This is a genomic window from Bradyrhizobium elkanii WSM2783 (assembly GCF_000472865.1).
Taxonomy (GTDB): Bacteria; Pseudomonadota; Alphaproteobacteria; order Rhizobiales; family Xanthobacteraceae; genus Bradyrhizobium; species Bradyrhizobium elkanii_A.
This window is the reverse complement of the sequence record NZ_AXAP01000001.1, coordinates 89,604-113,517: the sequence shown is the minus strand read 5'-3', so window position 1 is coordinate 113,517 and position 23,914 is coordinate 89,604. Positions and strand designations below refer to the sequence as shown.

Below are 23,914 nucleotides of genomic sequence, written 5' to 3'. Positions count from 1 at the left end.
TTACTGAACCACTTCTGTCGTTGAGCTTGAAGTCACGAAGCCGCACACCTCATCGCGTCGGCGCGCCTGCTCCGTGCGTCGCTCCGGCAGCCCCCATCCTCCGCCGCCGGCAGAGCGCACTTCGAGGCAATCTCCCGGATGAATCTCGATGCCGACCTCTTTGGTTCGCAACACACGCGGCGGCCGTCCGGCGGACAGCAGACGGTAGTGATGCGGCGCACCGTCCTTCCCACCCAGCATGCCACACGCGCCGTGCCGGGTTCCGTCGCCCGCCGTGTTGCCGAGCGCGGTCTTCTCGACTTCGAAGACGAGGTCAAGCGCAACCCCGAGGCCGCCGCGGAACTGACCGTCACCGCCGGAGTCGGGCCGATACTCATGATGACGAAAGTGCAACGGGAAACGCGCCTCCGCGACCTCGATGCTGCCGAACTTGAGTCCGCCGACCGTGTGCCATTCGCCGATCGAGGACCAGCCGTCACCGCGCGACGAAGCGCCACCGCCCGGGCGCGCCTGAAACATATGCCAGATGAAGCTGCGCCCGCTGCGAGGATCCTCGCCCTGCACCGCGATACGGAATCGCCGGCTCCAGCCCCCCATGGCTCGGTCCGGACAAGATGCCGAGAGCGCCTTGATCACCGCCTCCACGATCTCGTTGGACGGATGGCTGGTGCACAGCGTCACCGGCCGGCCCGGATCGGCCCAAACGATCGTGCCCTGCTTGGCAACCACCGTGAGCGGCCGCAATGCGCCAGCGTTCTTGGGAATTTCAGCATCGATCAGATACGCAAACGCCATCACCACCGCCGCATGCATGTTGGCGTGCGACGAATTGACGAAGCTCGTGCTCTGCGGGTCGGATTCCGACAGATCGACCTCGATCTTGCTGCCTGACTTGGTGACCTTGGCAGCAATGCGGATATCACTGCGACCATGACCGTCATCGTCGAGGAAGGCTTCCCCATAGAACACGCCGTCCTTCCAGGTCGAGACCACCGCACGCGTCTGCTGCTCGGCGGCATCGAGAATCGATTCGATCGCAGCTTCGACGACGGGCGCGCCGAATTCGGCAAACAGCCTCCCCATCCGCCGCTCGCCCATGTGCGCAGCGCCGATCATGGCCGCAAGGTCACCCCGGAAGTCGTAGGGATTGCGCACATTCAGCGCCAGCATGTCGAGGATATCGTCGCGCAGCCGGCCGGCCTCATAGAGCTTGATGGGCGGAACGCGCAATCCTTCCTGCCAGATTTCAGTGGCATCCGGATTGTAGGCACCATGCGTCGCGCCGCCGATATCGCTCTGGTGCGCACGCACGATGCTCCAGAACAGCCGCCGATCGCCGTCGAATACCGGCACGAACGCGGTCAGATCAGGCAGATGGCTGCCGCCGTGATAGGGATCATTCATCAGGATGACGTCGCCGGGCGCGACCTTCTCGAAGCGCTCCTCCACCGCACGCGTCGCCCAGGGCAGCGCGCCGACATGGACGGGGATATGGTCGGCTTGGGCGATCAGCCGGGATTGGGTGTCACAGATCGCGAGTGAAAAATCACGGCTCGAGTTGAGGATCTGTGAATAGGATGTGCGAAGCATTGCTTCGCCCATTTCCGCCACGATCGAGCTCAGCCGATGCTGAACGACGGACCGAGTGATGGGATCGACCTTGTGGGGCATTCTCGCACCTATCTCAGACAATATTGCTTTGCGGCGTGATGGCCCGATTGGCTCCCACGCGGCGCCTTACCAACCTCAACAACACAAGGACGCGTCAGGCTTTTGCAGCAACCTGCGCCAGTGCGTCCGATGCCGCACCGATGATGATCTCGACATCAGCGTCCGTCATCGGCAGCGACAGCGCCATCAGGCCATAGCCGGCGGCGAGAATGCCGCGATTGAGAAACTCCAGATTGAACAGGGTCTGCCGTTTGGCCTCGCCTTCGGTCATGTAGGCCGACCGGTAGTCGCGGATTGGCCGTTCGGAGAAGTGGATCTTCAGCAGCGACCCAAGACCGACCGCGGTGCCCGGTAAGCCATGGCGACGGAATGCATCGTTGATGCCCTTTCGCACGGCCTCGCCGATCGCATCCAGACGCACGAATGCGTTCTCGTCCAGTAGCTCCATGGCCGCGAGGCCGGCGCGCATGGTGACCGGATTGGCCGAGAACGTACCGCCATGAGGCAGCGCGGGTTTACCCTTGCTCGGATCGAATACCGCCATGACATCCCTCTTGCCGGCGATCGCGCCGACCGGAAACCCGCCGCCGATGATCTTGCCGAGCGTGGTCAGGTCAGGATCGATGCCCCACAGTCCCTGGGCGCCGTGGTAGCCGAGGCGGAAGGAAATCACCTCATCGAATACCAGCAACGCGCCGACTTCACGCGTCGCCTGGCGCAGCGCCTCCAGATAGGCCCTGTCGGCAGGTACGAGCCCGGCGCGGTTCGGCATCGGATCGACCAGCACGCAGGCGAGATCGCGGCCGTGCTCGCGGATCAGGCTGACGGCCCCGTCAATATCGTTGAAGGGGATCGTCACGACATCGGCCAGCACGTTGTCCGGAGTGCCTTTCGCATAGGCAACGGAGACTGGCGCGTTGCCGTTCCAGTCTGCCGGCGCCGGATCGAGGCTGACTTCGGCATAGTCGTAGGAACCATGATACGCGCCCTCACACTTGGCGATCTTCGGTCGCCCGGTAAACGCACGCGCTGCCTTCAACGCCATCATCACGGCCTCCGTGCCGGAGTTGGCGAACCGCACCTGGTCCACCGACGGCAGGCGTGCGGCGAGTAGCTCGGCAAGATCAATCTCGGACTCGGTCGGCATGCCGAATGCGGAGCCGAGCGCGAGCTGCCGCGTGGCGGCCTCGATCAGCACCGGATGGGCATGACCGTGAATCAGGGAGGTGAAGTTGTTGATACAGTCGATCAGCTCATTGCCGTCCACGTCCCAGACCCGGCACCCCGCCCCTCTCGCGGCGTAGACCGGATAAGGCTTCATGAACACCGTTGTGCGGGTGTTGCCACCCGGCAGGCTCGTCAGCGCGCGCTCGTAGAGCGCTTTCGACCGCGAAGTCATGTCAGGATACATTGTCTTGTCTCCTTTTCCGAGAGGTCAGCGTCCGAGATAGGCTTCGCGGACGCGCGTGTTCTGTTTGAGATCGTCAGCGGTGCCGTGAAGGACGATGCGGCCCGTCTCCAGGACATAGGCCCGGTCCGCCACCGACAACGCCAGGACCGTATTTTGCTCCACCACCAGGATTGTGAGCCCGCTATCAGCGATCTGCCTGACACGCTCGTAGACTTCTTCGGCCAGGCGCGGTGCGAGGCCAAGTGACGGCTCGTCGAGCAGCAGCAAGCGCGGGCGCGCCATCAGTGCCCGTCCGATCGCCAGCATCTGCTGCTCACCTCCGGACAGCGACCAGCCGAGCTGCCGACGCCGCTCCTTCAGGCGCGGAAACAAATCGAATACCCGTGCGAGATCGCCGGAGATCGGCTGGCGCCAGCGCCGCCAGCTCACCGTGGCGAGCGCCAGGTTCTCCTCCACCGTCAGGCCGGGAATAATCCGCCGGCCTTCCGGCGCCTGGGCGATTCCAAGCGCGACGCGACGATCGCTGGCGAGCCGCGCAACCGATGTGCCTTCGAACATGATGTCGCCGGACTGAACCGGGTTCAGGCCCGAGATCGCGTGCAGCAGCGTGGTCTTGCCGGCGCCGTTGGCGCCGATCAGGGCGACCGTCTCGCCCCGCCCCACCTCCAGCGTCACGCTCTGCAGCGCGACGATGTCGCCATACGCGACCGTCAGATCCTTACACGCCAGCATGACGATGACCTTCGCCGAGATAAGCCGACAGCACTGCGGGATCGCGCTGGATCTCAGATGGCGTGCCCTCGGCAATCTTGCAGCCGAAATTGAGCACGACGATGCGCTGCGCCAGTCGCATCACCATGCCCATGTTGTGCTCGATCAACACGATGGCGAGCCGATGTTTCGCCCGCAGGTCCGAGAGCCGGTCGGCCAGTTGATCAACCTCGGCAGAGTTGAGGCCGGCGGCAGGTTCATCAAGCAACAGCACGCGCGGTTCGCAGGCGAGTGCTCGACACATTTCGACCATGCGCCGGCGACCATAGGACAGCGATCCGATCGCCGCCTGCGCGTCCGCCGCAAGACCCATCTGGTCGAGCACCGTCATCGCCCGCTTGCGCAGCTCCGCCTCGCTGCGACGGCTTCGGATGGCCGCGCCGGCCATGACGTTCTCCAGCACGCTCAACCTCGCGAACGGCCGCCCGTGCTGGAAAGTTCGCCCCAAGCCGGCGCGGACTCGCTTGTGAGCCGCGGCCCGCGTCATGTCGCGTCCTTCGAGCAACACTCTGCCCTTGTCAGGCAGGACCAGTCCGGTCAGGACATTGAGCAGAGTCGATTTGCCGGCACCGTTGGGGCCGATGACTGCGATGAATTCATCCTCGCCGACCGACAGCTCGACATCCGAGAGCGCGGTGAGCCCTCCATAACGCTTGGCGATTCCAGTGGCCTGCAGCAAGCTCATGGGCGCACCTCCTTAGACGCAGCGACCATCGCCGGCCCTTTCGAGCGCCCGTCCCGCCGGAGGCTGCCCGGCCAGCGGAAGCCGACAAGGCCCGAAGGCAGGAAGACGAGAATGGCAAGAACAAAAACACCAAAGAACGCCAGATAGGCTGAGCCGAGAAAGCGCAGCCATTCGGGCAGGAAGGTCAGGAGCAGCGCCCCCAGGATGGCCCCCACGATCGAGCCTTCGCCGCCGACGATCAGCATCGCAAGGTAAGTGATGGAGTGCGCATAACTGAAGTCCTCAGGCGAGATGAAGCGCATATGGCAGGCGAACAGGCCCCCGGCGACGGCGGCATAGATCGACGACAGCACAAACGCCGCGATCTTCACCCGCGTGACGTCGATACCTGTCATTGACGCCGCCGTCTCGTCGTCGCGCACCGCGATCATCGCCCGCCCGTGGCGCGAGGCATGAATGAGCCCGGCGACGGCAGCGGAGACCGCCAGCACCGCGAGCGCGAACCACAGGTAACTGCGCTCGTCAGCCAAAGCATGGCCTGCGACCTGCAGCTCGGGGATGCGCGAGATGCCGTTGGTGCCGCCGGTCAGCTCAATCCAGTTGGCGGCGACCATGGAGAATGAGACGTTGAGACCCAGCGTCGCCAGCGCGAGATAATGGCCCTTCAGCCGCAGGAGCGGAAGGCCGATCAGCACGGCGAAGATCGCTGTGCCGGCCACTGCGACGGGCAGCGCCAGCCATGGCGACCATCCCAGCAGCGTGGTCAGCAGTGCCACGCCATAGGCACCGGTGCCGACGAAGGCCGCATGGCCAAGCGAGATCAGCCCGGCATAACCGAAGGCAAAGTTAAGACCGATGACGGCGATCGCAGAGATCACCGCGAGATTGAGCAGCCGAAGATGATAGTCGGTCAGCAGCATCGACAGGCCGAGACCCGCGATCAGGATCACAATGCCAAGCAGGAGCGGAAAGCGCATCGACATCGATCAGCCCCGATCCTGGACGCGTTCACCGAACACACCCTGCGGCCGCACCAGCAGGAACACGATCATGATCCCGAAGGAAATCAAATCCTTGTAGGCCGAGGAGACGTAGGATGCGCCGAGCACCTCGCTGAGCCCCACGAACAGGCCGCCGACAATCGCGCCCGGCAGACTGCCGAAGCCGCCGATGATGGTGGCCGCGAACGCCTTGAGCGCAATTGGATCGCCCATGCTGGTGTCGGCAAACCACATCGGACCAAGCATCAAGCCCGCGATGCCAGCGAGCAGCGCAGCGAGGACCCACGACAGCGCCAGCAGACGGTTGACCTTGAGGCCCATCAACCGCGCCGCCTGGATGTCCTGCGCCACTGCGCGCATGCCGATCCCAAGCGAGGTACGAAAGAATAGGAGCCAAAGCAGAGCAACCATGACGGCAGTGACAACCACGACCGCGATGGCATGGGCAGATATCGTGGCGCCTGCGATCGTGAGATTCACCCCCTCCACCGGTGACGGCAACCGAAACGGCCAGGACCCGAACGCCAGCAGCGCCGCGTTCTGCATCGTGATGCCGATCGCGACTGTGCCGATGATGATGGTCACCACCGGGCTCTTGCGCAGCGGCAGATAAAGCACCGCAAAAAACAGCGCCCCGAACAGCGCCATCGCCAGTAGGGCCGCGCCGTAGCCCACTGGCCAGGGTAGCTCGGCATTGAGCAGCATGGCCACGCCGGCGAAAGTGCCGAACATCACGAACTGTCCGGCAGCGAAGTTCACGACGCCGGTGGCGGAATAGACAATGACGAACCCGATTGCGGCGAGCGCATAGACGCCACCGATCGCAAGTCCGTTGATGAACAGCTGGATGAAATCCGTCATGTCGTCCTGGTCGTGTGTTGCAGGGCGGCTTCGATGATCGCCGACGGTTGCGGGCGGAGGTTCAGCCCGCCCGCGGCATGATTTGCAGTGATCCGCAGCACGGGCGCGCCCGCGCATCGGCACTTCGAGCGTCAGTTCAGCTTGATGGCCTGAACCAGCTCCAGCGATTTGGTCCCCGTCTTGGATTTCACGACCGCCAGATCGAATACGCCATTGCCCTTGGCGTCGTAGGAGTAAACGTGGCCGATGCCCCGCCAGTCTTTCACGGCGGCCAGCCAGTCCCGCAGCGCTTTGGGATCGGTCCCCGCCTTGCGCAGGCCCTCGGCCGCGAGCATCGCGCCATCGTAGTAGGCAAGCCCGTAGGGATCCGGATCGGTGCCGAATTTCGTCTTGTAGCGTTCGACAAAATCCTGCATGCGCCCGCCTACCGCCGGGTCAATGAAGGTGTCGACCACCCCCCACACACCGTCGAGATCAGCGGGCGACAGAAGCTGCAGCGCCGCCGGCACCAATGCCGCCGACGACGTGACGAGCGGCATCTTGAGGCCGAGCAACTTCGCCTGCCGCAAAACCAGCGCGCCGTCCTGCGGATAGTTGAAGATCAGGATGACATCGACGCCCTTGCCGCGCAGACCGAGCAACTGCGCCGAAAAATCCTTATCGTTCTGTCCATAAGCCTCCATGCCAGCGACGGTCACACCGGCGGCTTCGAAACGCTTGGCCGCCGTTTGGGCGCCGCCTTGTCCGAAGTCATTCTGGATATAGAGAATGCCAGGCTTCTTCGCCTTCAGAACATTGAGCGCGCACTGCACCATGCCTTCGGCGGACACGCTGTCAGCCGGTCGCACGCGGAACATCCACTCATTGCCGCTTTCGGCCACCGCATCTGCCCCGCCCGCGTAGAACGCCGGCACCTGGACCTTCTTCAGCTCAGGCGCCACTGCCAGATTCTGTGTCGAATAGCTCGACAGGAAGAACAGCGCAGGCTTGGTTTCCTGTGCCAGCTTGACGAAGGCATTCACCGCTGTGCTGTTGGACGCCTGCGTATCCTCAAACATGATCTTGAGGTTGCGTCCGTTGATGCCGCCCGCCTTGTTGATGTCCTCTTCGGCCATCATCAGCGAGTTGTGATACTGCTTGCCGGTAAGCGACAGCGGTCCGGTCATCGGCACTGTCGCGCCGACGACGATCGGGCTTCCCTGTTGCGCGCGGGCTGCCGCCGCCCACGGCATCGCCGCCGCCGCGAGCAACGCTTTCAAGAACTCCTGCCTCGTCATCCTCATATTTGTCCCTTCTGAGCCCCCTGGGGTCGCTGATGCCCGCCGGGCCTCCCCTGCAATTTGCTATTGACTTTCGTTCCGTTTTCCGGAACAATATTCCGATATTGCGTAAGGCTAATCTGCTCGTATCGGCCGAGTCAAGCCGCTGGGTTAGGCACGCATGCACAAAGTTTCCGCCTCGAGGACATCCTGAATGGCAACGTCAGATGAAGCGGCGGGCCCGCTCGACCGCTACATGCAAGTGCTGGAGCTCGTGGCCACGTTTCCTGGTGCACTCACCCTGGCAGACGTGTCCTCGTTGCTCGATCTTCCGAAGACGTCTGCACACCGGCTGCTCAAGGGCTTGGTGCGCGCTGGGCTTGCGAAAGACAATGTCGGTGGCCGTGCTTATCAGCTTGGCGACCGTCTGCTGCGCCTTTTGCACGCAACCGCTGATGATGGATGGATCAGCGCGCTCGCCCGCGGACATTTGCAGCAGCTGACCGACGCGACGTCAGAAGCCTGCTATCTGACCCGCTTGATCGGCGCACGCGTCGTCGTTGCGATTTCCATGTCACCTGACGTGCGCTGGCGCAGCTATGTGCAGCCGGGGATCGAGATGCCAGTGCATGCGGCCGCGACAGCCAAGGCGATCATCGCATATCAAAGTGAAGCCGTATTGGCCGAAGCGATGTCGGCTGACCTTCCGATTCTCACGGCTAACACCCGGAACGACCGCGCTTGGGTCGAACAGGAGCTCGCGGCGGTCAGAGCTAGGGGCTATGCGACATGCATCGGAGAGATCGACGAAGGCCTGGCCGCGATTGCGGTGCCTATATTCCTGTCCGATCGACGCGTGTTTTATGCGCTCGGAATGACGGGCCCGCTGCAGCGGATCATGAATGAACAACTCCCCGACCGATTGACAGCTCTGCGAGACGTCGCGCAAGCACTGGGAAGATCACTCTCAATAGGTGAAAAGCTCAGGTCAAGAGACACACCGCCAGCCGATCAAACGTAGGTCGGCGTATTCTCATGTTCCTCTCCGGAAACGGCGGAGGGGTGTTGGCACGAACGTGGAGCGTTGCCGGCGCTGATGACATCGCGAACCTCTCTGTTCTGACTAAACTGGCTTAGCGGCGCTTTGATGGTCCGCCACATGTCACCTTTTGTGCGCGATCCAACTACGGCTTCGAAACCGACGAGCAGGTTCAAATCCTGGAGGCGCAACCACCGACACCGCCATTCACTGACGGCGGCCACATGAGGTGCGATTAGCGCATCGCTGAAACAAGCCGTACAGCGGAGTTATCAAATCCACTGTCGGCAAGCTTGCGCACTTCGTCTATTCGGCCGCTTGACGGAAAGCGCCTTCCTTCCGGAGCCCTGCCTCGGCAACCGCCTGCCGCAACCGCGCCAGCTCCTGGTCCGACAATTTGACGAGTGGAGGACGCACGACGGCCTTGTCGAGACGCCCCAACATCACGAGCATCTCTTTCATGCGGTTGTGCATATCCAGGAACGGTGGCGCGTATAACACCTGCTGCAATGGAACCATGCGATCATTGATCGCCTTTGCAGTGGCCAGATCATCAGAGCTGATCGCATCAAACAGGGCCGCCTGCAAATCCGCGATCACACTTCCGGCTCCCGAGAGCAAGCCTTTTGCCCCCATCGCAAGCGATGACATCAGCCAGGAGCTATGCGTCGTGAGGACGTTTACCGGCTTTGGAAGATTCTGGAAGGTTCGGATGTGGCGCTCGTGCAGCATTGGATCATTGCACCAATCCTTCATCGCCTTGATGCTCGGAATGGCGTCAAAAAGGCTCAGCAAGGTGTCGAAGGGATAGTTGACCAGGCTGGATGCCGGATACTGGAACAGGATCAGCGGCAGATCCGTTGCGTCCGCAATGCGCTTGAAATGAGCGAGCGCCATGTCGGGGCGGAGCTGGCCTCCGAGAGAGAATACCTGGCTGGGGAACACCAGGAGCGCCGAGGCTCCAGCGCGGTCCGCCATTTTGGCGATCCTTGCCGCCTCCTGCGATCCGTCGGCATAGACACCGCTGATGAGCGGTACCTTGTCACCAACTTCCTCAAGCGAGAACGTCAAGATCCGCTCCTGCTCCTCGAACGAACAGGCATGGACCTCGGACGCGTGGCCATTGACCGTGACCGCTGTGACACCCGACGTGAACGCACATTGCGCCAGATGCCGTCGTGTTTCCTTCTCGTTGATGGACAGATCATCATTGAAAGCCGCAAGCGTCGCGGGAATGACCCCGCTGGGCGTAAAATCCTTGAAGCGCGGCATGTCCTGTCTCCCTGGCTCGAGATCGTTGATTACGAAAGGCTAAGGAACGATTCGACAAATTTGGGATCGTCGAGGAGGCTCTCTGTGGTCCTCGCCATTTGGATGCGGCCAGCTTGCACGACGTAAATTCTGTCCGCAATGGCGGTCGCAAGCTTGGCATTCTGTTCGGACAACAGGATGGTCAATCCCTCGTCGCGCAGGCGACCAAGGGTTCGGCCGATTTCCTTGATGATAACCGGAGCAAGACCGATCGAAGGCTCGTCCAGCATCAACAGCTTTGGTGACGCCATCAGGCCGGAAGCAATGGCGACCATTTGCTGCTGTCCTCCGGACATGGTTCCGACCATTTGGGCCCTCCGGTCCTTGAGGATGGGAAAGAGCCGGTGCACGCGCTCGATGCGCCGCGCCACTTCCTGTGTGCTTCGACAGAGATACGCGCCGACGAGAAGGTTCTCATGCACGGACATCATCGGGAAGACGCCGCGCACCTCCGGAACGAGCACCAGACCATGGGCCAGCCGTACGTCGGGCGTTGCATCTTCCAGCAGGTCAGCACCGAAGCGGACCGAGCCTGAGAACGGCCGCACGAGTCCGGCAGCGGCATTCAGCAACGATGTCTTACCGGCGCCATTGGGTCCGATGATTCCAACGATCTCGCCCTGCTTGACCGTCATGTCGACGCCGTCGACCGCAAGGAAATCTCCGTATCTGATCACAAGTTTCTGGAGTTCAAGCATCGCCCGTCCCCAAATAGATATCGATTACCTCCCGGTGGCGCAGCACGGTCTGCGGACTATCGTCGACCAGCTTTTTGCCGTTGACCAGAACGACCACCCGATCGGCGAGCGAGGTGATGACCTTCATGGTGTGCTCGATAATGAATATCCCGCACTCCTCTCGAAGGGACTGAATCAGGCCGATCATCGCGCGGATCTCTTCCGGATTGAGCCCTCCGACCGGCTCATCAAGCATCAGAAGCTTGGGTCGCGAGATCAGGCGGGAAGCAAACTCCAGCCGACGTCGATCGTATAGACCAAGCGCACCCGCCCGCTGTTCGAGGTCGGCTGTCAGCCCGACGCGGGCCAATGCCTCTCTTGCCTCATCGACTTCCTTGGTGCCCATCGAACTGTGCCCGAGCGCACCGGCAAGCACGTTTTCGAGAACGGTTAACTTGTCGAAGATCTTTACGGCCTGAAAGGTCCGGGCGATGCCGGCGCGTGCGACGACGTGCTGCGGACGCCGGGCTATGTTGGCGCCATCGAGCAGGATCTCGCCGCTATCCGGCTTCAGCGTTCCGCTGATCACATTGACGAATGTCGATTTGCCGCTGCCATTCGGACCGATCATGCCCAGCAACTCGCCCCTGCGCTGGGACACATTCACGTTTGAAAGCGCCTTCAGCCCGCCGAACGCTTTCGAAATGTCGGTCGCCTCGAGCAGAAGATCATTCATGTCCGCGCCTTCCGCTTCAATACAAAGCCATAGATGCCTTGCGGCAAGAATAAGGTTACGAGAACGATGGCAACCCCATAGATGACGTCCTTGACCCATGTGTACTGCACAAGCAGGTAGGGAAGCGGCGCGAGCAGGAGCGCTCCGAGCAGCGGCCCGACCAGCGTTCCGCGTCCTCCCATCGCAACCATGAGCCACAGATTCAAGCTGATTAGCACATCGAAGGCGCGTGGTGAGGCGAAGCCGATGTAGTGCGCATACAAGCCGCCGCCCAGGCCCGCGATGAACGACGAGATGATGAAAGCCGCTGTACGGTTCAGCGTGACATTGATCCCAAGCGCACGCGCAAGGTCCTCATCCTCCCGGATGGTGATCAACGTCCGACCAAATCGGGAGCGCATGGTCAAGCCGATGCCGGCGACTGCTGCGATCACGAACAGCGCAAGCACGCACTCCATGTAAGGAGACGGAATCGCACCTCCATCGAAACCGGTGGGACGCGGCACCGATGCGATCCCGGTATCGCCATTTGTATATGCCGGAAAATAAACGAAAGCGATCGTAAACGCCGATTGGATCACCATGCCGGACAACGCAAAGTAAAAGCCACGAAGGCGAATGGCAGGAAGACTGAGAAGCAATCCGACCAGAGCTGCCGCGGCACTGCCGATCGGCAACGCAAGCCAGAACGACAGTCCCAACCGCATGACCAGATGAACCGTCATATACGCGCTGATTCCGGCGATGCCGGCGTAGGTCAGCGGGATCAGACCTGTGAAGCCGTACAGCAGATTGAGGCCGCTCGCCCACAACATATGGATCAGCGCGATGCCCGCGATGAACACCAGAAAGTCATTCCGCAGGCCGAAAATCGCAACCAATGGCGTCGCGATCACCATTGCAATCACAAGTATTCTCATTTGGCGAACAACCCGCTCGGGCGAATGAACAGCATCGCAAGCATTGCCAAGAGGTAAGCAAAGGTAGCGACCGTCGGATCGGCAAAGACGCTGACAATTGCCTGCGTGAACCCGAATACCAGGCCAACCACCAGCGCGCCGACGACGCTCCCCGGCCCACCGACGATCATGATTGAGAAAGTGATGAGTGAGATGGTCCAGCCGACGGTCAGGTCGAGCGCAAACGCCAGCGCGAACAGAATTCCGCCTGCCGTCGTGATTGCGGTACCCAGCAGAAAAGCGAACCGATAGATCTTCAAGGTATCTATACCGCGCAGGCGTGCTGCCTCGCGGTTCTGGAACACGGCGCGCAGCGCTCGGCCGATCCGGTGCAGCCTGAGAAAAGCGACCAATCCGCCCAAAACCGATCCAGCCAGGACAAACGCGATCAGCCGGGTATACGCAATCGGCACCGGTTCGATAATCGCGAATCCGTTGACGGGCGCCGTGACCTGAAATGTGTCGCTGATCCTGCCGAACGTGCCCGTATAAATCCCGCTCAGGATTTGTGCGATACCGAGGGTAATGATCAGATAGCTGATGTTGCGATCCTCAAGCGGATAGAATCGCTTCAGGATCGTTGCTTCGCACGCAAATGCCAGGAAACCGATGATCAGAAAGGTCGTCGGCACGGCCAGCCAGAGCGGCCATTCCCACTCCGTACCAAAAAGCCAAAACAGCAGGCCGGCGCCTAGAAAGACCTGCCCGTTGGCCGCTTGAGGGAGAAGAATGGTTCCGTGAATCAGCGACAGGCCGGCGGCAACCACCGAGAATATGGTGCCGACCAGCAGCCCCGACGTGATCACGGAAAAAACTACGAGCAGATTCTCTTCGAGCATTGAAACGTAACCCCAACTCGAATTGTCGCCCCGAACCGCCGTTCCTGGTCAACGCACCAGATCGTAGACGGGCAGGACCTCCGGCGACCATTCCATGTAGTTGACCTTCTCCGTTTTGAAGTCGTCCTTGCTCAGGCTCTTCAACTGCATGAGGTACATGTACTCGATACGTGCCCCGTTTTGATCGAAGCGGATGGGCACGCCGGTCGTCACCTCCTTCGTGTTGACCTCACGCAAGGCCGCGCGAATTCCATCCCTGCCCTTTGCCCCCTTGTCCACGAGTTCGTTGAGCAGATAGACCGTCGAGTAGCAGTAGTTCTCGGTGTATCCCGGCGGATAGTTCTTCACCTTGCGGAAGTTTTCGACGAAGGCTTTGCCCTGCTCGGTCAAATTGGGAAGGTTATGGTCAAAAAACGTCCCAAAGTACGAGCCGATCGAGCGCTCTCCCCATGTCATGATCTGCTTGGTCGACCCGTAAGGATGATACAGTTGCTCCGGCTTGAAACCAACGTCGAGCATCTGTCGCGTCAGCGTGGCGTCGAACGCGCCGCCGCCAGCCAGGATGACGAAATCAGGCTTCTTCGCCTTCATTTGCGCGGTTTGCACCGTCGCATCCGAGGCTGATTGCGGAAACAGCATTTCGGCCACGATGGCAATGCCGTCCCTCTCCGCCTGATACTTCAGGCCGGCGAGGATGGCCCGATTGACCGCAAAGTCGCTCATCATGACGCCGATCTTGGCATCCGACTTCATGGTCTTGATGAATTTGACCGCGGCATAGCCCCATCCTACGGCGTCCGGCTCCATGCGAAAGACCTGCTTGGTTCCGGGCTTTGTGAGTTGCGGGAATGCTGCGACAGGCATCAAGACGGGCAGTTTGGCATCTTCGGCGTATCCGTAGACCGCGAGTGACACGTCTGCATTGGTCGGACCGGACAGGAGATCGACCTTCTCCTGGGTGTCGAGCGATCTTGCTACGGCGGCAGCCTGCGCCGGATTGCTCTGATTGTCCTGGACGATCAGGTCTATCTTCTTGCCCTTTGCGTTGACTTCCGTCTCGGCAAGCCGTGCTCCGTCCAAGCAGGCGTTACCGAAGAACGTCCAGACGCCGGAGAGTTCGGAATTCCAGCCCACCTTCAAAGGCTGGTCGGCAGCGAGAGCGGGACCGGCCATCGCGGCCATGGCGCAGACCAACACCGACAGTTTCGGCAAAAAACGACCGAGCATGATTTCCCCCATTAACTTATTGATTAGATGCGATAGAGCTGTGCAGCGGTGTCGTGGAGGATCGCGCGCTGCTCCTCCAGCGAGAGATAGGAAATGGACTGACGGAAGGTCTCGTTCAGCGCCTTGTAGCTCGTCCAGAGCTTTTCGATCGGGAAATTGCTTCCATACATGCAGCGCCCTGCTCCGAAGATAGAAACGGTCTCCCTGATGATCGGAGACACGACCTCAGCCGGATAAGCATGCACAAAGGTGCCCAGACCGGATAGTTTGGTGAAAACATTCGGCTGAGCGGCAAGCAACTTCATGCCGCGACGCCAGAGCTCCCACCCCGCGGGCGAGAGATCTTCCAGCATGCCCGCATGTTCGAGCACGAAGTTGACCTTCGGAAATGCGCGCGCAAGCTCCGCACCATCCTGCATCTGGCCGGCGAAGACCTGAAGTTCGAAGATCAAATTGCGCTTGGCAAGCTCGGTCATGCCCTTGCGCCAAGCGGGATCGTTCATCACGTTGGGCCGGGACGCGAAGCGGTATTGAGGATTTTCGTGCCAGTGCAGTTGCTGGCGCACGCCGCGCACCGTGGGCAACTTGCAAAGCTTGTCGAGCAATGCGTCGACGTTCGGATCGGCAAGATCAGCGTAGGCAACGCAGGCGTGCGGCCAACCTGCCGCATCAGCCACTGACTGCACCCATTGCGCCTCCGTCAATTCGCCGCCGGGGGGCCAGTTGGTCTGGACGTAAATGGATTTGACGACGTTGGCGCCTTCCAGATCGCGCCGGAATTCGTCGACCGTGTAGTCTCGGCGAATGGCTTCGTAGGGACCGAAAATACGCGGCACTGGCGGCCCGGACAGCCAAGCCAAGTCAGCAAGACGCCAAATGTGATGATGCGCGTCGATCGCCTCGATGGGCTCAGCCATCCGCATTTCTCCCCCAATATCGTTGCTGGCACTTTTAGGACTGAATTATCGCGCGTCAAGTATTTTCGAAAATATGCGGTCTGTGGTAAAATCCAGCACATCTTGTACGGGAGCATCGATGACGGCGGTTGCTGGCACGGCAAAAACCCTGGCTGAAAGTGCCTATCTACGGATTCGCGATGCTATTCGTGGTGGGGCACTGCCGCCCGGCACGCGCTTACGCTTTGCAGAGCTCCAAGACCTCTGCGGGATGAGTGTCACCCCGGTCCGCGAGGCGCTGACGCGGCTCACGGCCGAGGGCTTCACAACCCTGGAAGAGAACCGCGGCTATCGGGTCGCGCCACTATCCATTGAAGAGCTCTGGGACATTGCGCGGAGCCGGCAACTTATCGAGGGCGAAGCGCTACGGCTCTCGATTGCGAAGGGAGGCGCGGATTGGGAGGGCGCGCTCGTATCGGCGCACCACTTGATGAAGCGTATCGCCCGAACAACTCAGCAAGCACCGACGGTGGTCGATGAAGACTGGAATCACCGGCACACCGTTTTCCACCGATCGCTTATCCTGGCCTGCGGATCACCCATACTCCTGTCCATAAGCGAGGGTCTCTATGATCGTGCCGATCGCTATCGTCGTCTGTCGTGGGCGATACCGGACAACCCTCGAGCAATCGAGGAGGAGCACGAATTGATCTTCAAAAGCGCGCTTGCCCGCGATGCCGAAGCCGCGGTGACCTACCTCCGTGTTCACTATGAACGCACGGCACAGCAGGTCGAGGCATTCCTGCTGAACAAGGCCCAGCCCGACGTTTCGATTTAGTGGACGTACAGCGATTTGCTTCGAGAGGATAGCCTATCCGGGCGCTTGGTTAGCCTAGTCTGCTAGGTCCTCGCATGAAGGAGGCGGTGTCACGCGGCCGGTTCAATGGGTGGACGCTGTCGCTGCATTGGTAGCGCCTCTTGGAAGGACGCCGCAGCTTGCAAGACCCCGAGATCGTTGAAACGCCGGCTTACGATCTGCAACCCGACCGGAAGCCCAGCCGCGGTCATGCCACAGGGGATGCTGGCGGCTGGGTGGCTGGACATATTGAACGGATAAAGGAACTCAGACCATGCAAGCCAGTCCCATGCATGTTCCGGCCAATGCTCGGGCCTCACGCGCTCGACAGGGAACGCCGCAACAGATGCAACCGGCGTTATGAGGTAATCCCAATTTTCGAGAAACGATGAGATCCTGGCCACGTAAGTCAGCTTCCGCTCTCGCATATTGATGTAATCGGCGGCCGAGAAGTTGGCTCCCGCGCGAATACAAGCCACAAGATCGGGGCTCATACGGCCTTCCCAATCAGCCAGTAGCCTGGCATGACGTCCGCAATAGACACTCCAGAAAAAGCGGCCGAGCTCAGGCCCGAGCGCACCCCAGTCGGGGATCACTTCTTCGACGTCCGCCTGGAGCGTGCCAGCAAAAGTCCTCGCTGCATTCCGGACGATATCGGCAATCTCATCGTCAACTCTTGCGTGACCGAGATCGAGGCTGAAGGCCACACGCTTACCCTTCATCGACCCCTTCAGCTCCGCAAGATAGGCATCGGGCCGCGCCTCACACGACGTATGATCGAGAAAGTGGGGGCCGGCCATGGTCTCGAGCATGAGCGCAGCATCCGCGACAGTTCGCGTCATCGGTCCAGGATGAGTACCGTAGTCGTTGTTCGTGACGGGGACGCAAGGCACGCGCCCGTAGGTCGGCTTCAACCCAAAGATGCCGCAGAAATGTGATGGCATACGGATGGAGCCAGCTCCATCAGACCCAAGATGCAGCGGTCCGAAACCGGTCGCCGCGGCAGCACCCGCTCCAGCCGAGGAGGCTCCCGCATTAAGTCCATGCCGCCAAGGATTGTGGGTAATCCCCGTCACAGGGTTGCGGCTCATGCCGGACCAGGCAAACTCGGACATTGTTGTCTTGCCGATGATCACCGCGCCGGCCTTGCGCAGACGTTCCACAACGACGTTGTCAGTCGCCGCGACCTGCCCCTTGATGGCGTACGAACCGGTCGACGTTTCTTGACCGGCAACATCGAAGGCATCCTTGATCGTGACCGGAATTCCCTCGAGCGGACCCGCCTCGCGCTCCCGGAGGCGGTGTTCCGATTGTCTTGCGGCAGCAAGCGCTTCCTCGTACATAACTACCGAGAAGGCGTTGATCCGTGGATTGATGGCGTTGATCCGTTCCAGGACCGCTCTTACGACTTCTACTGGCGTAGTATATCCGCGCGCATAGCTTTCCTTGAGCTCAATCGCGCTCGCGTATCCGATATCGGATTGAAGATTGGTCATCGCTTGTGATCCTTCGATTATATGGACGCGACCATGTGCAGGCGAGGCAAAGCCGGCACTGCACGGTCGGACTGTGGGGCACTGATGCTAGTGAATGCCGAGATATCGCTCGATGCGTTCTGGATGACGCTGGCTTTCGATCGAGCTTAGGCGGTCGACGACGATGCCGTTTTCCATCACCACCACTCGGTCAGCGAGTGAAAGCGCGAAGCCGATATTCTGCTCAACAAGGACGACCGACAGGTCTTCACCGCGCAACGCCGCAAGCGTTTCGCCCACCTTCTTGACCACAACGGGCGCCAGCCCCTGCGATGGCTCGTCCAGCAACAGCAGTCGCGGACCCGGTGCAAGTCCTCTTCCGATCACCATCATTTGCTGCTGCCCGCCCGATAGTTCCGAGCCGCGACGCCTCAGCAGGCCAGCGAGGTCCGGAAACCATTCGACGATGCGGCGCAGGTCGTAAGGAGACCCCCGGCGATGCCCGAGCATGATGTTCTCCTCGACCGTCAAGAGCGAAAACGGGTCGCGGGTTTCAGGCACATAGCTAATCCCGGATCGTGCGATCTGGTGCGACTTCATTCCGTCGATTCGAGTCGAATCGAACGAGATGGCACCGCTTTTGACCGGGTTGAGACCCATGATCGCTCGCAGCGTAGTCGTCTTTCCGGCACCGTTTCGACCCACAACCGCGACCACCTCGCGGCGGCCAACATCGAAACTCACGCCGAACAACGCTTGGCTTCGACCATAGTAGGCGTCGATGGCATCGACCTTCAGCAAAGCCTTCTCAACTACCAAAGTAGGCCTCCTGCACATCCCTATTCTCGCGAATTTCGAAAGGGCTGCCGTGAGCAACCACCGCGCCGCGGTTCATCACGGTGATCTCGTCCGAAAGATCCATGACGATACCCACGTTGTGTTCGATCATGATGATGCTGAACTCACCTTTCAGGGCCAGGATCACCCGCTTCACACGCTCAGCCTCTTTGCTTGAAAGTCCGGCAGTTGGCTCGTCGAGAAGAATGATCCTGGGCTCGCAGGCCAAGGTGACAGCGAGTTCGAGGAGGCGTTGATCGCCATATGAAAGTTCTCGCACCGGCACATCCGCGATCTCGACCAACCCAAGCCTCTGCAGACAGGAAAAGGCCCATTCGCGCGTTTCGGCGAACCGCGTCACTTGCCGCCAGAACACAAAGGGATTGCCGCCGCGGGCCCGGTACGCGGCAACCCAGACATTCTCTCGCGCACTCATGTCCAGATAGACGCTTGAGATCTGATAGGAGCGGGCGACCCCCATTCTCGCGACGCGATCAGGCGTCAGGTCGGTGATGTCGGTCGCTCCAAGCCGAATCGCGCCGGAGTCCGGGATAAGGTCCCTGGTCAAGAGATTGAATAGCGTGGTCTTGCCGGCACCGTTTGGTCCAAGAATGCTGTGCAGACGCCCTTTGGCGAATGCGATGCTCACCTGATCGACTACAGTGTTTCCGCCGAAGCGCTTCGACAATCGGTCTGCCGCCAATACGATTTGATTTTGCGCTAGCATTGTCGCTGTCCACGTCCCTTGACCGTCCAGCTCGAGAGTTTGGAGACGAAGCCGACCAGCCCATTCGGTAGAGAGGCCATGATGACTATAACGAATACCCCGAGGAGCAGCGGCCATCGAGTCCAGACCAAGCTGAACAAGCCCTGCAACCATATGAACACGGCGGCGCCGATCACCGGGCCAAGCATGTTCCTCTGCCCGCCAATGACGACCATGAACACCACGTACGCCGATCCGGTCCAATGTACGGAATCAATGGGCATGATCCGGTACAACATGGCAAACAGTGCACCCGCCACGCCTGAGATTGCCCCCGCGATCACGAAGGCGACGAGCTGGAGCATAGGCACAGGATACCCGAGGGAGACCGTGCGACGACTGTTCTGCCGGCTCGCCGCAAGTACAAGACCAAACGGGCTGTTCACCATCCGCACCAGAACAATCATCGTCGCAAGGAAGAGGACAGATGCAAGCGCGTAGAAACTTCGATTGTCGTCGAAACTGAACGACCCGACAAATGGCAGTTCAAGTACGGGACGACGAATGCCCGCCAGGCCATCCTCTCCACCGGTTACCGAGCGCCAGGAATATACGATGTAGTAGACCAGCTGGTTGAACGCGAAGGTGAGCATCATGAAGTAGATGCCGAGCCTGCGGATACTTAGAATGCCGACCGCTGCCGCGATTAGTCCTCCGCTCCCGCAGGCAACGACCAGGGCGAGCGGCAACGACGTCCAACCATGCGCCAGAAGGTACCCGGCCGCGTATCCGCCTGTACCAAAGAACGCGGCCTGCCCGAAAGAGTAGAGGCCAGCCGTTCCGATCAGCAGATTCGCTGCCATTGCGAAAATCCCAAAGATCAGGATTTCCGTCGCGATGTTGATCGGCATCACCAAGGGCAGGATCGACACGGCACCGATAATGCCGATGCTTCGGATCAGGTTCGCGGTCAGCGGTCCCGGTCTCGCGGTGGTGCCAACACTGCTGATTTCGACAGGTTCTTCGATACTCTTGGCCAGTACAGTTCCGTTGTGGTCCGATGATCTCATCGCCAATACCTCGCCAGACGGGCTTTGCCGTCAGCGCTCGCCAAAAAGCCCCTGGGGTCGAAGAAGCAAGACGCCGATCATCACTGCATAAATAATCGCCGTGCTCGCGGCAGGCGCCGCAATCGTCATGAGACTCTGGACCACTCCGACCAGCACCCCCGCCGCAATCGATCCGTAAAGAGATCCGAGCCCACCGATGACGAGTACGACGAAGGCAATGCCCAACATATCGCCCCCCATGGTCGATGTCGCTCCGACCAGCGGCAATGCCAAGCCACCCGCCAGTCCGGCCAGTCCGGCGCCAAGCATCATTCCCGCGGAGAGCAACAGGTCGACGTTGATCCCCAAAGCCTGAGTGGTCTCGGGTCGTTCGATTCCTGCCCTGACATAAGCACCGAACTTGGTGCGCTCGATCAATAGCCACACGGCACTGATCACCAGCGCGGAGAAAACGCTCGCAAAGGCGATGTATCTCGGCACGATCGTAAAGCCGAGATTGATCGCCCCTCGCAAGATGGGCGGTGGCGAATAGCTGAGTCCAACCGTGCCCCAGCCAATCAGGAGGGCCTGCTCGATCACAAGCGCGGCGCCGAACAACGTGATCAATTGGGGAAGATATCCGCTTCCGCTGACAGGCTGTATCGCAAAGCGGTCCAGCGCCAAACCGGCAAGCGCCGCGCCCAGAAATGCGACCGCCAATCCGACGGCAAAGGACATTCCAAGCGACACGACCGAATAGCAGAGGTATGCACCGAGCGCGTACAAGGCACCGTGAGCGAAGTTCGGAATGTTCAGCAGGCCTTTGATGATGGAAAGGCCGAACGACATCAGGGCGTAAATCATCCCGATCGCGATGCCGTTGACGAGTTGCGCTGAAATCAGCCAAAGCATCTGCCGTCCCTCTCGCGTCGCGTGCTCATATCGGTGAATTAGAGCGCAGGCATCTGCTTACATTCGTTGAGTTCGGGAGGCTGAGGCTTGTCGCCGTTCGCCACGATGTCAGCGAAGTCGGCTGCATGGCGCATGTCGGATGCCTGTTTGCAGCGCACGACGAAATACGGTCGAATAAGCTGATGGGTCTTCGGATCGATCGACATTCGACCAAGCACTCCATCCCAGGACATTTGCTCTAGAGTCTTGATGACGTCCGGAACTTCGGTACTGTTCGCCTTCTCCATGGCCATAAGGAGAGCCCGGACTGCGTCATAGGCATAGGCGGAGGAATATCCCGGAAGCGCCGAGAACTTCTTCGTGTAGGTTCCCACAAACTCCCTGTTGGCCGGCGTGTCGATGTCGGGATAGTAGTTTTGACCAAGGACCAAGCCCGTCCGCATTTCCGGCGCGAGCTCCGCAAGCTGATCGACTTCGAGCGACCAAGGACCAACGACCGCGATGTTCTCCGCGCCAAAACTCGCGAACTGGCGGACCGCCGTGACGGCATCAGCTCCGGCTGTATTCAACAGCAGAATATCAGGCCTCGCAGCGACCGCCTTTGTGAGGTATTGGGTATATTGACGCTCGCCGGACGGATGGTTGTCGTTGCCAACCAGCTCAAAGCCGAGTTCCGCCGCCACGATCTTGGTATATTTGAGAAGTGCGTGCCCGAAGACGTAGTCTGCAGTTAGAGTGTAGATCGTTTTCTTTTGAGGAAACGTCTTTCTTACGTACTCGAGCGTCGCGCGCATCGCGGTGTAAGGATGAGCCGACCATTGAAACGTATACCGTCCGCACCGACTACCCGTGAAGTCTTCGGAGCCGCCCGCGGCGAATTGCAGCAGCTTTTCGCGCTGCGCGACCTCGGATTCGGCAAGCCCGACAGCGCTGGAATAGGCTCCGATGAAATATCGCATTCCGTCGCTGGTTGCGGCCTCCTGAACACGGCGAACACCGGACGCCGGCTTGCCTTCATCATCCCGCGTCAGTAAGCGCACGGCGTTGCCAAGAACACTGCCGCCATGCATTTCCAGCGCCAGCGAGGCACCACGCGCAACTAGATCCCCGGCATACGCGAAAGTGCCAGTGGTTGGAGTTATAACGCCCATGGTTACCACACCGGCCCTTTGGCCCCAGGCCGGAAGGATCGGAGCTGCCGCGAGCGCCACGGCGGACAACAGAACATCGCGACGCGTTTGTGCAATGGGCATCAAGATCTTCTCCTGGGCTAAACAGATTGTTCAGGCCGCGTCTGGGCTACGACTTTCTCGAATTCGAAAAGGCTATCCCCCAGCCTCGCGGTCAGCTCGGCTATGTGGTCCGACGTGGCAATGAGGGGCGGCGCCACGATGATCGAATTGTTGAGCGGCGCGATCCCCGCGGGATATACGACAAGCCCATGATCACGACAGATCGACACCAGCATTCCTGCTGCATTCTGTTCCGCCTCGAAAGCCCTGCGGGTTGCCCGATCGCGCACGAGTTCGAATCCCCACAACAGGCCGCGGCCTCGGATGTCGACCATGCACGGATGTCGCTGCGAGAGCGCCAAAAGTCCCGCGTGCAACTCCTCGCCGCGCTCGCGCACGTTACGCAATAGGTCGTTCCGCTCGACGTAGTCGAGCACAGATAGGCACACCGCCGCACTTAGAGGATTGGCGCTGAATGTGTGGCCGAAGGGAACGATGCTGCTGCCCTCGGCAATGGCATGCACGATCCTCTGGCGCAGGAGGATGGCGGCCATCGGCGTGTATCCCGCGCTCAACCCCTTTGCGAGCAGGATGATGTCAGGAACAACCTGTTCTTGCTCCGATGCAAACCATGCGCCGGTACGTCCTGCGCCGGTGATCACTTCGTCAGCGATGAGCAGGATGTCATGACAATCGCAGATCTCCCGCAGCCGACGGAAGTAGCCAGGTGGGGGCGGCAACACTCCGCCCGCAGCACCAACGATCGGCTCAGCGATTACAGCCGCGACCGTATCGGGGCCTTGAGCAAGGATCTCCGTCTCCCAAGCATCGGCGCATTCCGTCGCGCAGTCTTCCGGCTGAAGCCCGAACGGGCATCGATAACAATACGCTGGGGGAACTTTGGCGAACTGGTGCAGCAGCGGACCGTAGTCGGGCCGGCGCCCCGAATGGCCCGAGATCGACAGGGCTCCCATCGTCATGCCGTGATAGCTGGTGATACGGCCGAGGACCTTGGTCTTCTGTGGGCGACCACACTCCTTCCAATAGTGGAGGGCCATGCGGACGGCGTATTCCGAGGCTTCTGAGCCGCTGTTCACGAAGAACGCACTGCAGATATCCCCAGGAGCCAACTCGCAAAGCTTCTGAGCCAGGCGCTCGGCCGGCTCATTGCTGAACTGGTTTCTGAAGGTAAATGCGATGGTAGCGGCCTGTTCCGCCATGACGTCGCCGATTTCGCGGAGACCGTGACCCAGGTTCGCGGTCATCGCACCGCTCGATCCATCGAAATAGCGTCGTCCTTCGCTATCGAATAGATAAGGTCCCTCGCCTCGCGTGACTTTGGGATAATGTGCAGCCAGATTCGGCTTGAGCAGGCGGCTGCCCTCCAGTCCACCAGTCCGCGACAAATCGATCATTTGGGAAACTGCCATGCCCCGAAATCTCAAAAAGAGAGACTGGCCTCCCGGCCAACGAACCAAATACAATACGAACCGTTGCGTATGTC

At 60.5% G+C, this 23,914-nt stretch carries 23 protein-coding genes; 2 read left to right on the top strand and 21 right to left on the bottom strand.

Annotation, left to right across the window (positions count from 1 at the left end; all coding sequences use genetic code 11):
* The 7 genes from YY7_RS0100515 to YY7_RS0100485 all read right to left on the bottom strand — a co-directional run bounded on the left by YY7_RS0100515 (window position 1) and on the right by YY7_RS0100485 (window position 7,683).
* The gene (locus tag YY7_RS0100515) at window positions 1-1,671 is read right to left on the bottom strand and encodes a hydantoinase B/oxoprolinase family protein (RefSeq protein WP_028161521.1); all 1,671 of its coding nucleotides are present in this window, start codon (window positions 1,669-1,671) and stop codon (window positions 1-3) included.
* A gap of 94 nt (window positions 1,672-1,765) precedes the next feature.
* A complete protein-coding gene (locus tag YY7_RS0100510) occupies window positions 1,766-3,082 on the bottom strand; it encodes an aspartate aminotransferase family protein (RefSeq protein ID WP_028161520.1) in 1,317 nt (438 codons plus the stop codon).
* A gap of 24 nt (window positions 3,083-3,106) precedes the next feature.
* Window positions 3,107-3,814 carry an ABC transporter ATP-binding protein gene (locus YY7_RS0100505; protein WP_028161519.1) on the bottom strand — a complete coding sequence of 236 codons (708 nt, stop codon included), beginning with the start codon at window positions 3,812-3,814 and terminating at the stop codon, window positions 3,107-3,109.
* Window positions 3,801-4,538 carry an ABC transporter ATP-binding protein gene (locus YY7_RS0100500; protein WP_028161518.1) on the bottom strand — a complete coding sequence of 246 codons (738 nt, stop codon included), beginning with the start codon at window positions 4,536-4,538 and terminating at the stop codon, window positions 3,801-3,803. Before YY7_RS0100500 ends, YY7_RS0100505 begins: the two co-directional genes overlap by 14 nt.
* On the bottom strand, window positions 4,535-5,521 hold the full coding sequence (locus YY7_RS0100495; RefSeq protein WP_051396407.1) for a branched-chain amino acid ABC transporter permease: 987 nt from the start codon (window positions 5,519-5,521) through the stop codon (window positions 4,535-4,537). Before YY7_RS0100495 ends, YY7_RS0100500 begins: the two co-directional genes overlap by 4 nt.
* Window positions 5,522-5,524: 3 nt before the next feature.
* Window positions 5,525-6,400: a branched-chain amino acid ABC transporter permease gene (locus YY7_RS0100490; protein ID WP_028161516.1), complete on the bottom strand. Its 876-nt coding sequence runs from the start codon at window positions 6,398-6,400 to the stop codon at window positions 5,525-5,527.
* A 131-nt stretch (window positions 6,401-6,531) separates the two neighbouring features.
* A complete protein-coding gene (locus tag YY7_RS0100485) occupies window positions 6,532-7,683 on the bottom strand; it encodes an ABC transporter substrate-binding protein (RefSeq protein ID WP_080663501.1) in 1,152 nt (383 codons plus the stop codon).
* A gap of 190 nt (window positions 7,684-7,873) precedes the next feature.
* Between YY7_RS0100485 and YY7_RS50125 the strand changes: the two genes are divergently transcribed.
* Entirely contained in the window at window positions 7,874-8,680 is an 807-nt protein-coding gene (locus YY7_RS50125) for an IclR family transcriptional regulator (protein WP_051396406.1), read from the top strand.
* Between the two features lie 324 nt (window positions 8,681-9,004).
* Here the strand turns inward: YY7_RS50125 and YY7_RS0100475 are convergent, their stop codons facing one another.
* Genes YY7_RS0100475 through YY7_RS0100445 form a run of 7 tightly spaced genes read right to left on the bottom strand, consistent with a single transcriptional unit; the run spans window position 9,005 to window position 15,364 of the window.
* Window positions 9,005-9,970, bottom strand: a complete 966-nt coding sequence (locus YY7_RS0100475) for a dihydrodipicolinate synthase family protein (RefSeq protein ID WP_028161514.1) — start codon at window positions 9,968-9,970, stop codon at window positions 9,005-9,007.
* Window positions 9,971-9,999: 29 nt separating this feature from the next.
* Window positions 10,000-10,707, bottom strand: coding sequence for an ABC transporter ATP-binding protein (locus YY7_RS0100470; RefSeq protein ID WP_028161513.1), 708 nt, complete (start codon window positions 10,705-10,707; stop codon window positions 10,000-10,002).
* Window positions 10,700-11,422, bottom strand: coding sequence for an ABC transporter ATP-binding protein (locus tag YY7_RS0100465; RefSeq protein ID WP_028161512.1), 723 nt, complete (start codon window positions 11,420-11,422; stop codon window positions 10,700-10,702). The genes YY7_RS0100470 and YY7_RS0100465 overlap by 8 nt, the downstream gene beginning before the upstream one ends.
* Window positions 11,419-12,321 (bottom strand): branched-chain amino acid ABC transporter permease, encoded by a 903-nt coding sequence (locus YY7_RS50120; RefSeq protein ID WP_035688722.1) that lies wholly within the window; start codon window positions 12,319-12,321, stop codon window positions 11,419-11,421. The genes YY7_RS0100465 and YY7_RS50120 overlap by 4 nt, the downstream gene beginning before the upstream one ends.
* A 17-nt stretch (window positions 12,322-12,338) precedes the next feature.
* A complete protein-coding gene (locus tag YY7_RS0100455; protein WP_028161511.1) occupies window positions 12,339-13,220 on the bottom strand; it encodes a branched-chain amino acid ABC transporter permease in 882 nt (293 codons plus the stop codon).
* A gap of 48 nt (window positions 13,221-13,268) precedes the next feature.
* Window positions 13,269-14,447, bottom strand: a complete 1,179-nt coding sequence (locus YY7_RS0100450; RefSeq protein WP_196237194.1) for an ABC transporter substrate-binding protein — start codon at window positions 14,445-14,447, stop codon at window positions 13,269-13,271.
* A gap of 23 nt (window positions 14,448-14,470) precedes the next feature.
* Entirely contained in the window at window positions 14,471-15,364 is an 894-nt protein-coding gene (locus YY7_RS0100445; protein WP_035688720.1) for an amidohydrolase family protein, read from the bottom strand.
* A gap of 118 nt (window positions 15,365-15,482) precedes the next feature.
* Between YY7_RS0100445 and YY7_RS50115 the strand changes: the two genes are divergently transcribed.
* Window positions 15,483-16,181, top strand: coding sequence for a GntR family transcriptional regulator (locus YY7_RS50115; protein ID WP_051396405.1), 699 nt, complete (start codon window positions 15,483-15,485; stop codon window positions 16,179-16,181).
* Between the two features lie 89 nt (window positions 16,182-16,270).
* Here the strand turns inward: YY7_RS50115 and YY7_RS0100435 are convergent, their stop codons facing one another.
* From YY7_RS0100435 to YY7_RS0100405, 7 genes are all read right to left on the bottom strand, one after another.
* The gene (locus YY7_RS0100435) at window positions 16,271-17,695 is read right to left on the bottom strand and encodes an amidase (RefSeq protein ID WP_051396404.1); all 1,425 of its coding nucleotides are present in this window, start codon (window positions 17,693-17,695) and stop codon (window positions 16,271-16,273) included.
* Between the two features lie 87 nt (window positions 17,696-17,782).
* Complete coding sequence (locus YY7_RS0100430) at window positions 17,783-18,493, bottom strand: ABC transporter ATP-binding protein (RefSeq protein WP_028161507.1); 711 nt, start codon at window positions 18,491-18,493, stop codon at window positions 17,783-17,785.
* Entirely contained in the window at window positions 18,483-19,238 is a 756-nt protein-coding gene (locus tag YY7_RS0100425) for an ABC transporter ATP-binding protein (protein WP_035688713.1), read from the bottom strand. The genes YY7_RS0100430 and YY7_RS0100425 overlap by 11 nt, the downstream gene beginning before the upstream one ends.
* The gene (locus YY7_RS0100420; RefSeq protein WP_051396402.1) at window positions 19,232-20,287 is read right to left on the bottom strand and encodes a branched-chain amino acid ABC transporter permease; all 1,056 of its coding nucleotides are present in this window, start codon (window positions 20,285-20,287) and stop codon (window positions 19,232-19,234) included. The genes YY7_RS0100425 and YY7_RS0100420 overlap by 7 nt, the downstream gene beginning before the upstream one ends.
* Before the next feature lie 30 nt (window positions 20,288-20,317).
* Window positions 20,318-21,178, bottom strand: coding sequence for a branched-chain amino acid ABC transporter permease (locus YY7_RS0100415; protein ID WP_028161504.1), 861 nt, complete (start codon window positions 21,176-21,178; stop codon window positions 20,318-20,320).
* Between the two features lie 38 nt (window positions 21,179-21,216).
* On the bottom strand, window positions 21,217-22,431 hold the full coding sequence (locus tag YY7_RS0100410) for an ABC transporter substrate-binding protein (protein ID WP_080663496.1): 1,215 nt from the start codon (window positions 22,429-22,431) through the stop codon (window positions 21,217-21,219).
* Window positions 22,432-22,448: 17 nt separating this feature from the next.
* Window positions 22,449-23,825 carry an aspartate aminotransferase family protein gene (locus YY7_RS0100405; RefSeq protein ID WP_051396401.1) on the bottom strand — a complete coding sequence of 459 codons (1,377 nt, stop codon included), beginning with the start codon at window positions 23,823-23,825 and terminating at the stop codon, window positions 22,449-22,451.
* Window positions 23,826-23,914: the final 89 nt, after the last annotated feature.

Coding starts and splice junctions, on each gene's coding strand:
- YY7_RS0100420 (WP_051396402.1), bottom strand. CDS start 20,287: ATGAGATCATCGGACCACAACGGAACTGTACTGGCCAAGAGTATCGAA.
- YY7_RS0100470 (WP_028161513.1), bottom strand. CDS start 10,707: ATGCTTGAACTCCAGAAACTTGTGATCAGATACGGAGATTTCCTTGCG.
- YY7_RS0100435 (WP_051396404.1), bottom strand. CDS start 17,695: ATGACCAATCTTCAATCCGATATCGGATACGCGAGCGCGATTGAGCTC.
- YY7_RS0100450 (WP_196237194.1), bottom strand. CDS start 14,447: ATGCTCGGTCGTTTTTTGCCGAAACTGTCGGTGTTGGTCTGCGCCATG.
- YY7_RS0100485 (WP_080663501.1), bottom strand. CDS start 7,683: ATGAGGATGACGAGGCAGGAGTTCTTGAAAGCGTTGCTCGCGGCGGCG.
- YY7_RS0100510 (WP_028161520.1), bottom strand. CDS start 3,082: ATGTATCCTGACATGACTTCGCGGTCGAAAGCGCTCTACGAGCGCGCG.
- YY7_RS0100515 (WP_028161521.1), bottom strand. CDS start 1,671: ATGCCCCACAAGGTCGATCCCATCACTCGGTCCGTCGTTCAGCATCGG.
- YY7_RS0100455 (WP_028161511.1), bottom strand. CDS start 13,220: ATGCTCGAAGAGAATCTGCTCGTAGTTTTTTCCGTGATCACGTCGGGG.
- YY7_RS0100495 (WP_051396407.1), bottom strand. CDS start 5,521: ATGTCGATGCGCTTTCCGCTCCTGCTTGGCATTGTGATCCTGATCGCG.
- YY7_RS0100475 (WP_028161514.1), bottom strand. CDS start 9,970: ATGCCGCGCTTCAAGGATTTTACGCCCAGCGGGGTCATTCCCGCGACG.
- YY7_RS0100500 (WP_028161518.1), bottom strand. CDS start 4,538: ATGAGCTTGCTGCAGGCCACTGGAATCGCCAAGCGTTATGGAGGGCTC.
- YY7_RS0100415 (WP_028161504.1), bottom strand. CDS start 21,178: ATGCTTTGGCTGATTTCAGCGCAACTCGTCAACGGCATCGCGATCGGG.
- YY7_RS0100505 (WP_028161519.1), bottom strand. CDS start 3,814: ATGCTGGCGTGTAAGGATCTGACGGTCGCGTATGGCGACATCGTCGCG.
- YY7_RS0100410 (WP_080663496.1), bottom strand. CDS start 22,431: ATGCCCATTGCACAAACGCGTCGCGATGTTCTGTTGTCCGCCGTGGCG.
- YY7_RS0100445 (WP_035688720.1), bottom strand. CDS start 15,364: ATGGCTGAGCCCATCGAGGCGATCGACGCGCATCATCACATTTGGCGT.
- YY7_RS50125 (WP_051396406.1), top strand. CDS start 7,874: ATGGCAACGTCAGATGAAGCGGCGGGCCCGCTCGACCGCTACATGCAA.
- YY7_RS0100490 (WP_028161516.1), bottom strand. CDS start 6,400: ATGACGGATTTCATCCAGCTGTTCATCAACGGACTTGCGATCGGTGGC.
- YY7_RS0100405 (WP_051396401.1), bottom strand. CDS start 23,825: ATGATCGATTTGTCGCGGACTGGTGGACTGGAGGGCAGCCGCCTGCTC.
- YY7_RS0100425 (WP_035688713.1), bottom strand. CDS start 19,238: ATGCTAGCGCAAAATCAAATCGTATTGGCGGCAGACCGATTGTCGAAG.
- YY7_RS50120 (WP_035688722.1), bottom strand. CDS start 12,321: ATGGTGATCGCGACGCCATTGGTTGCGATTTTCGGCCTGCGGAATGAC.
- YY7_RS50115 (WP_051396405.1), top strand. CDS start 15,483: ATGACGGCGGTTGCTGGCACGGCAAAAACCCTGGCTGAAAGTGCCTAT.
- YY7_RS0100465 (WP_028161512.1), bottom strand. CDS start 11,422: ATGAATGATCTTCTGCTCGAGGCGACCGACATTTCGAAAGCGTTCGGC.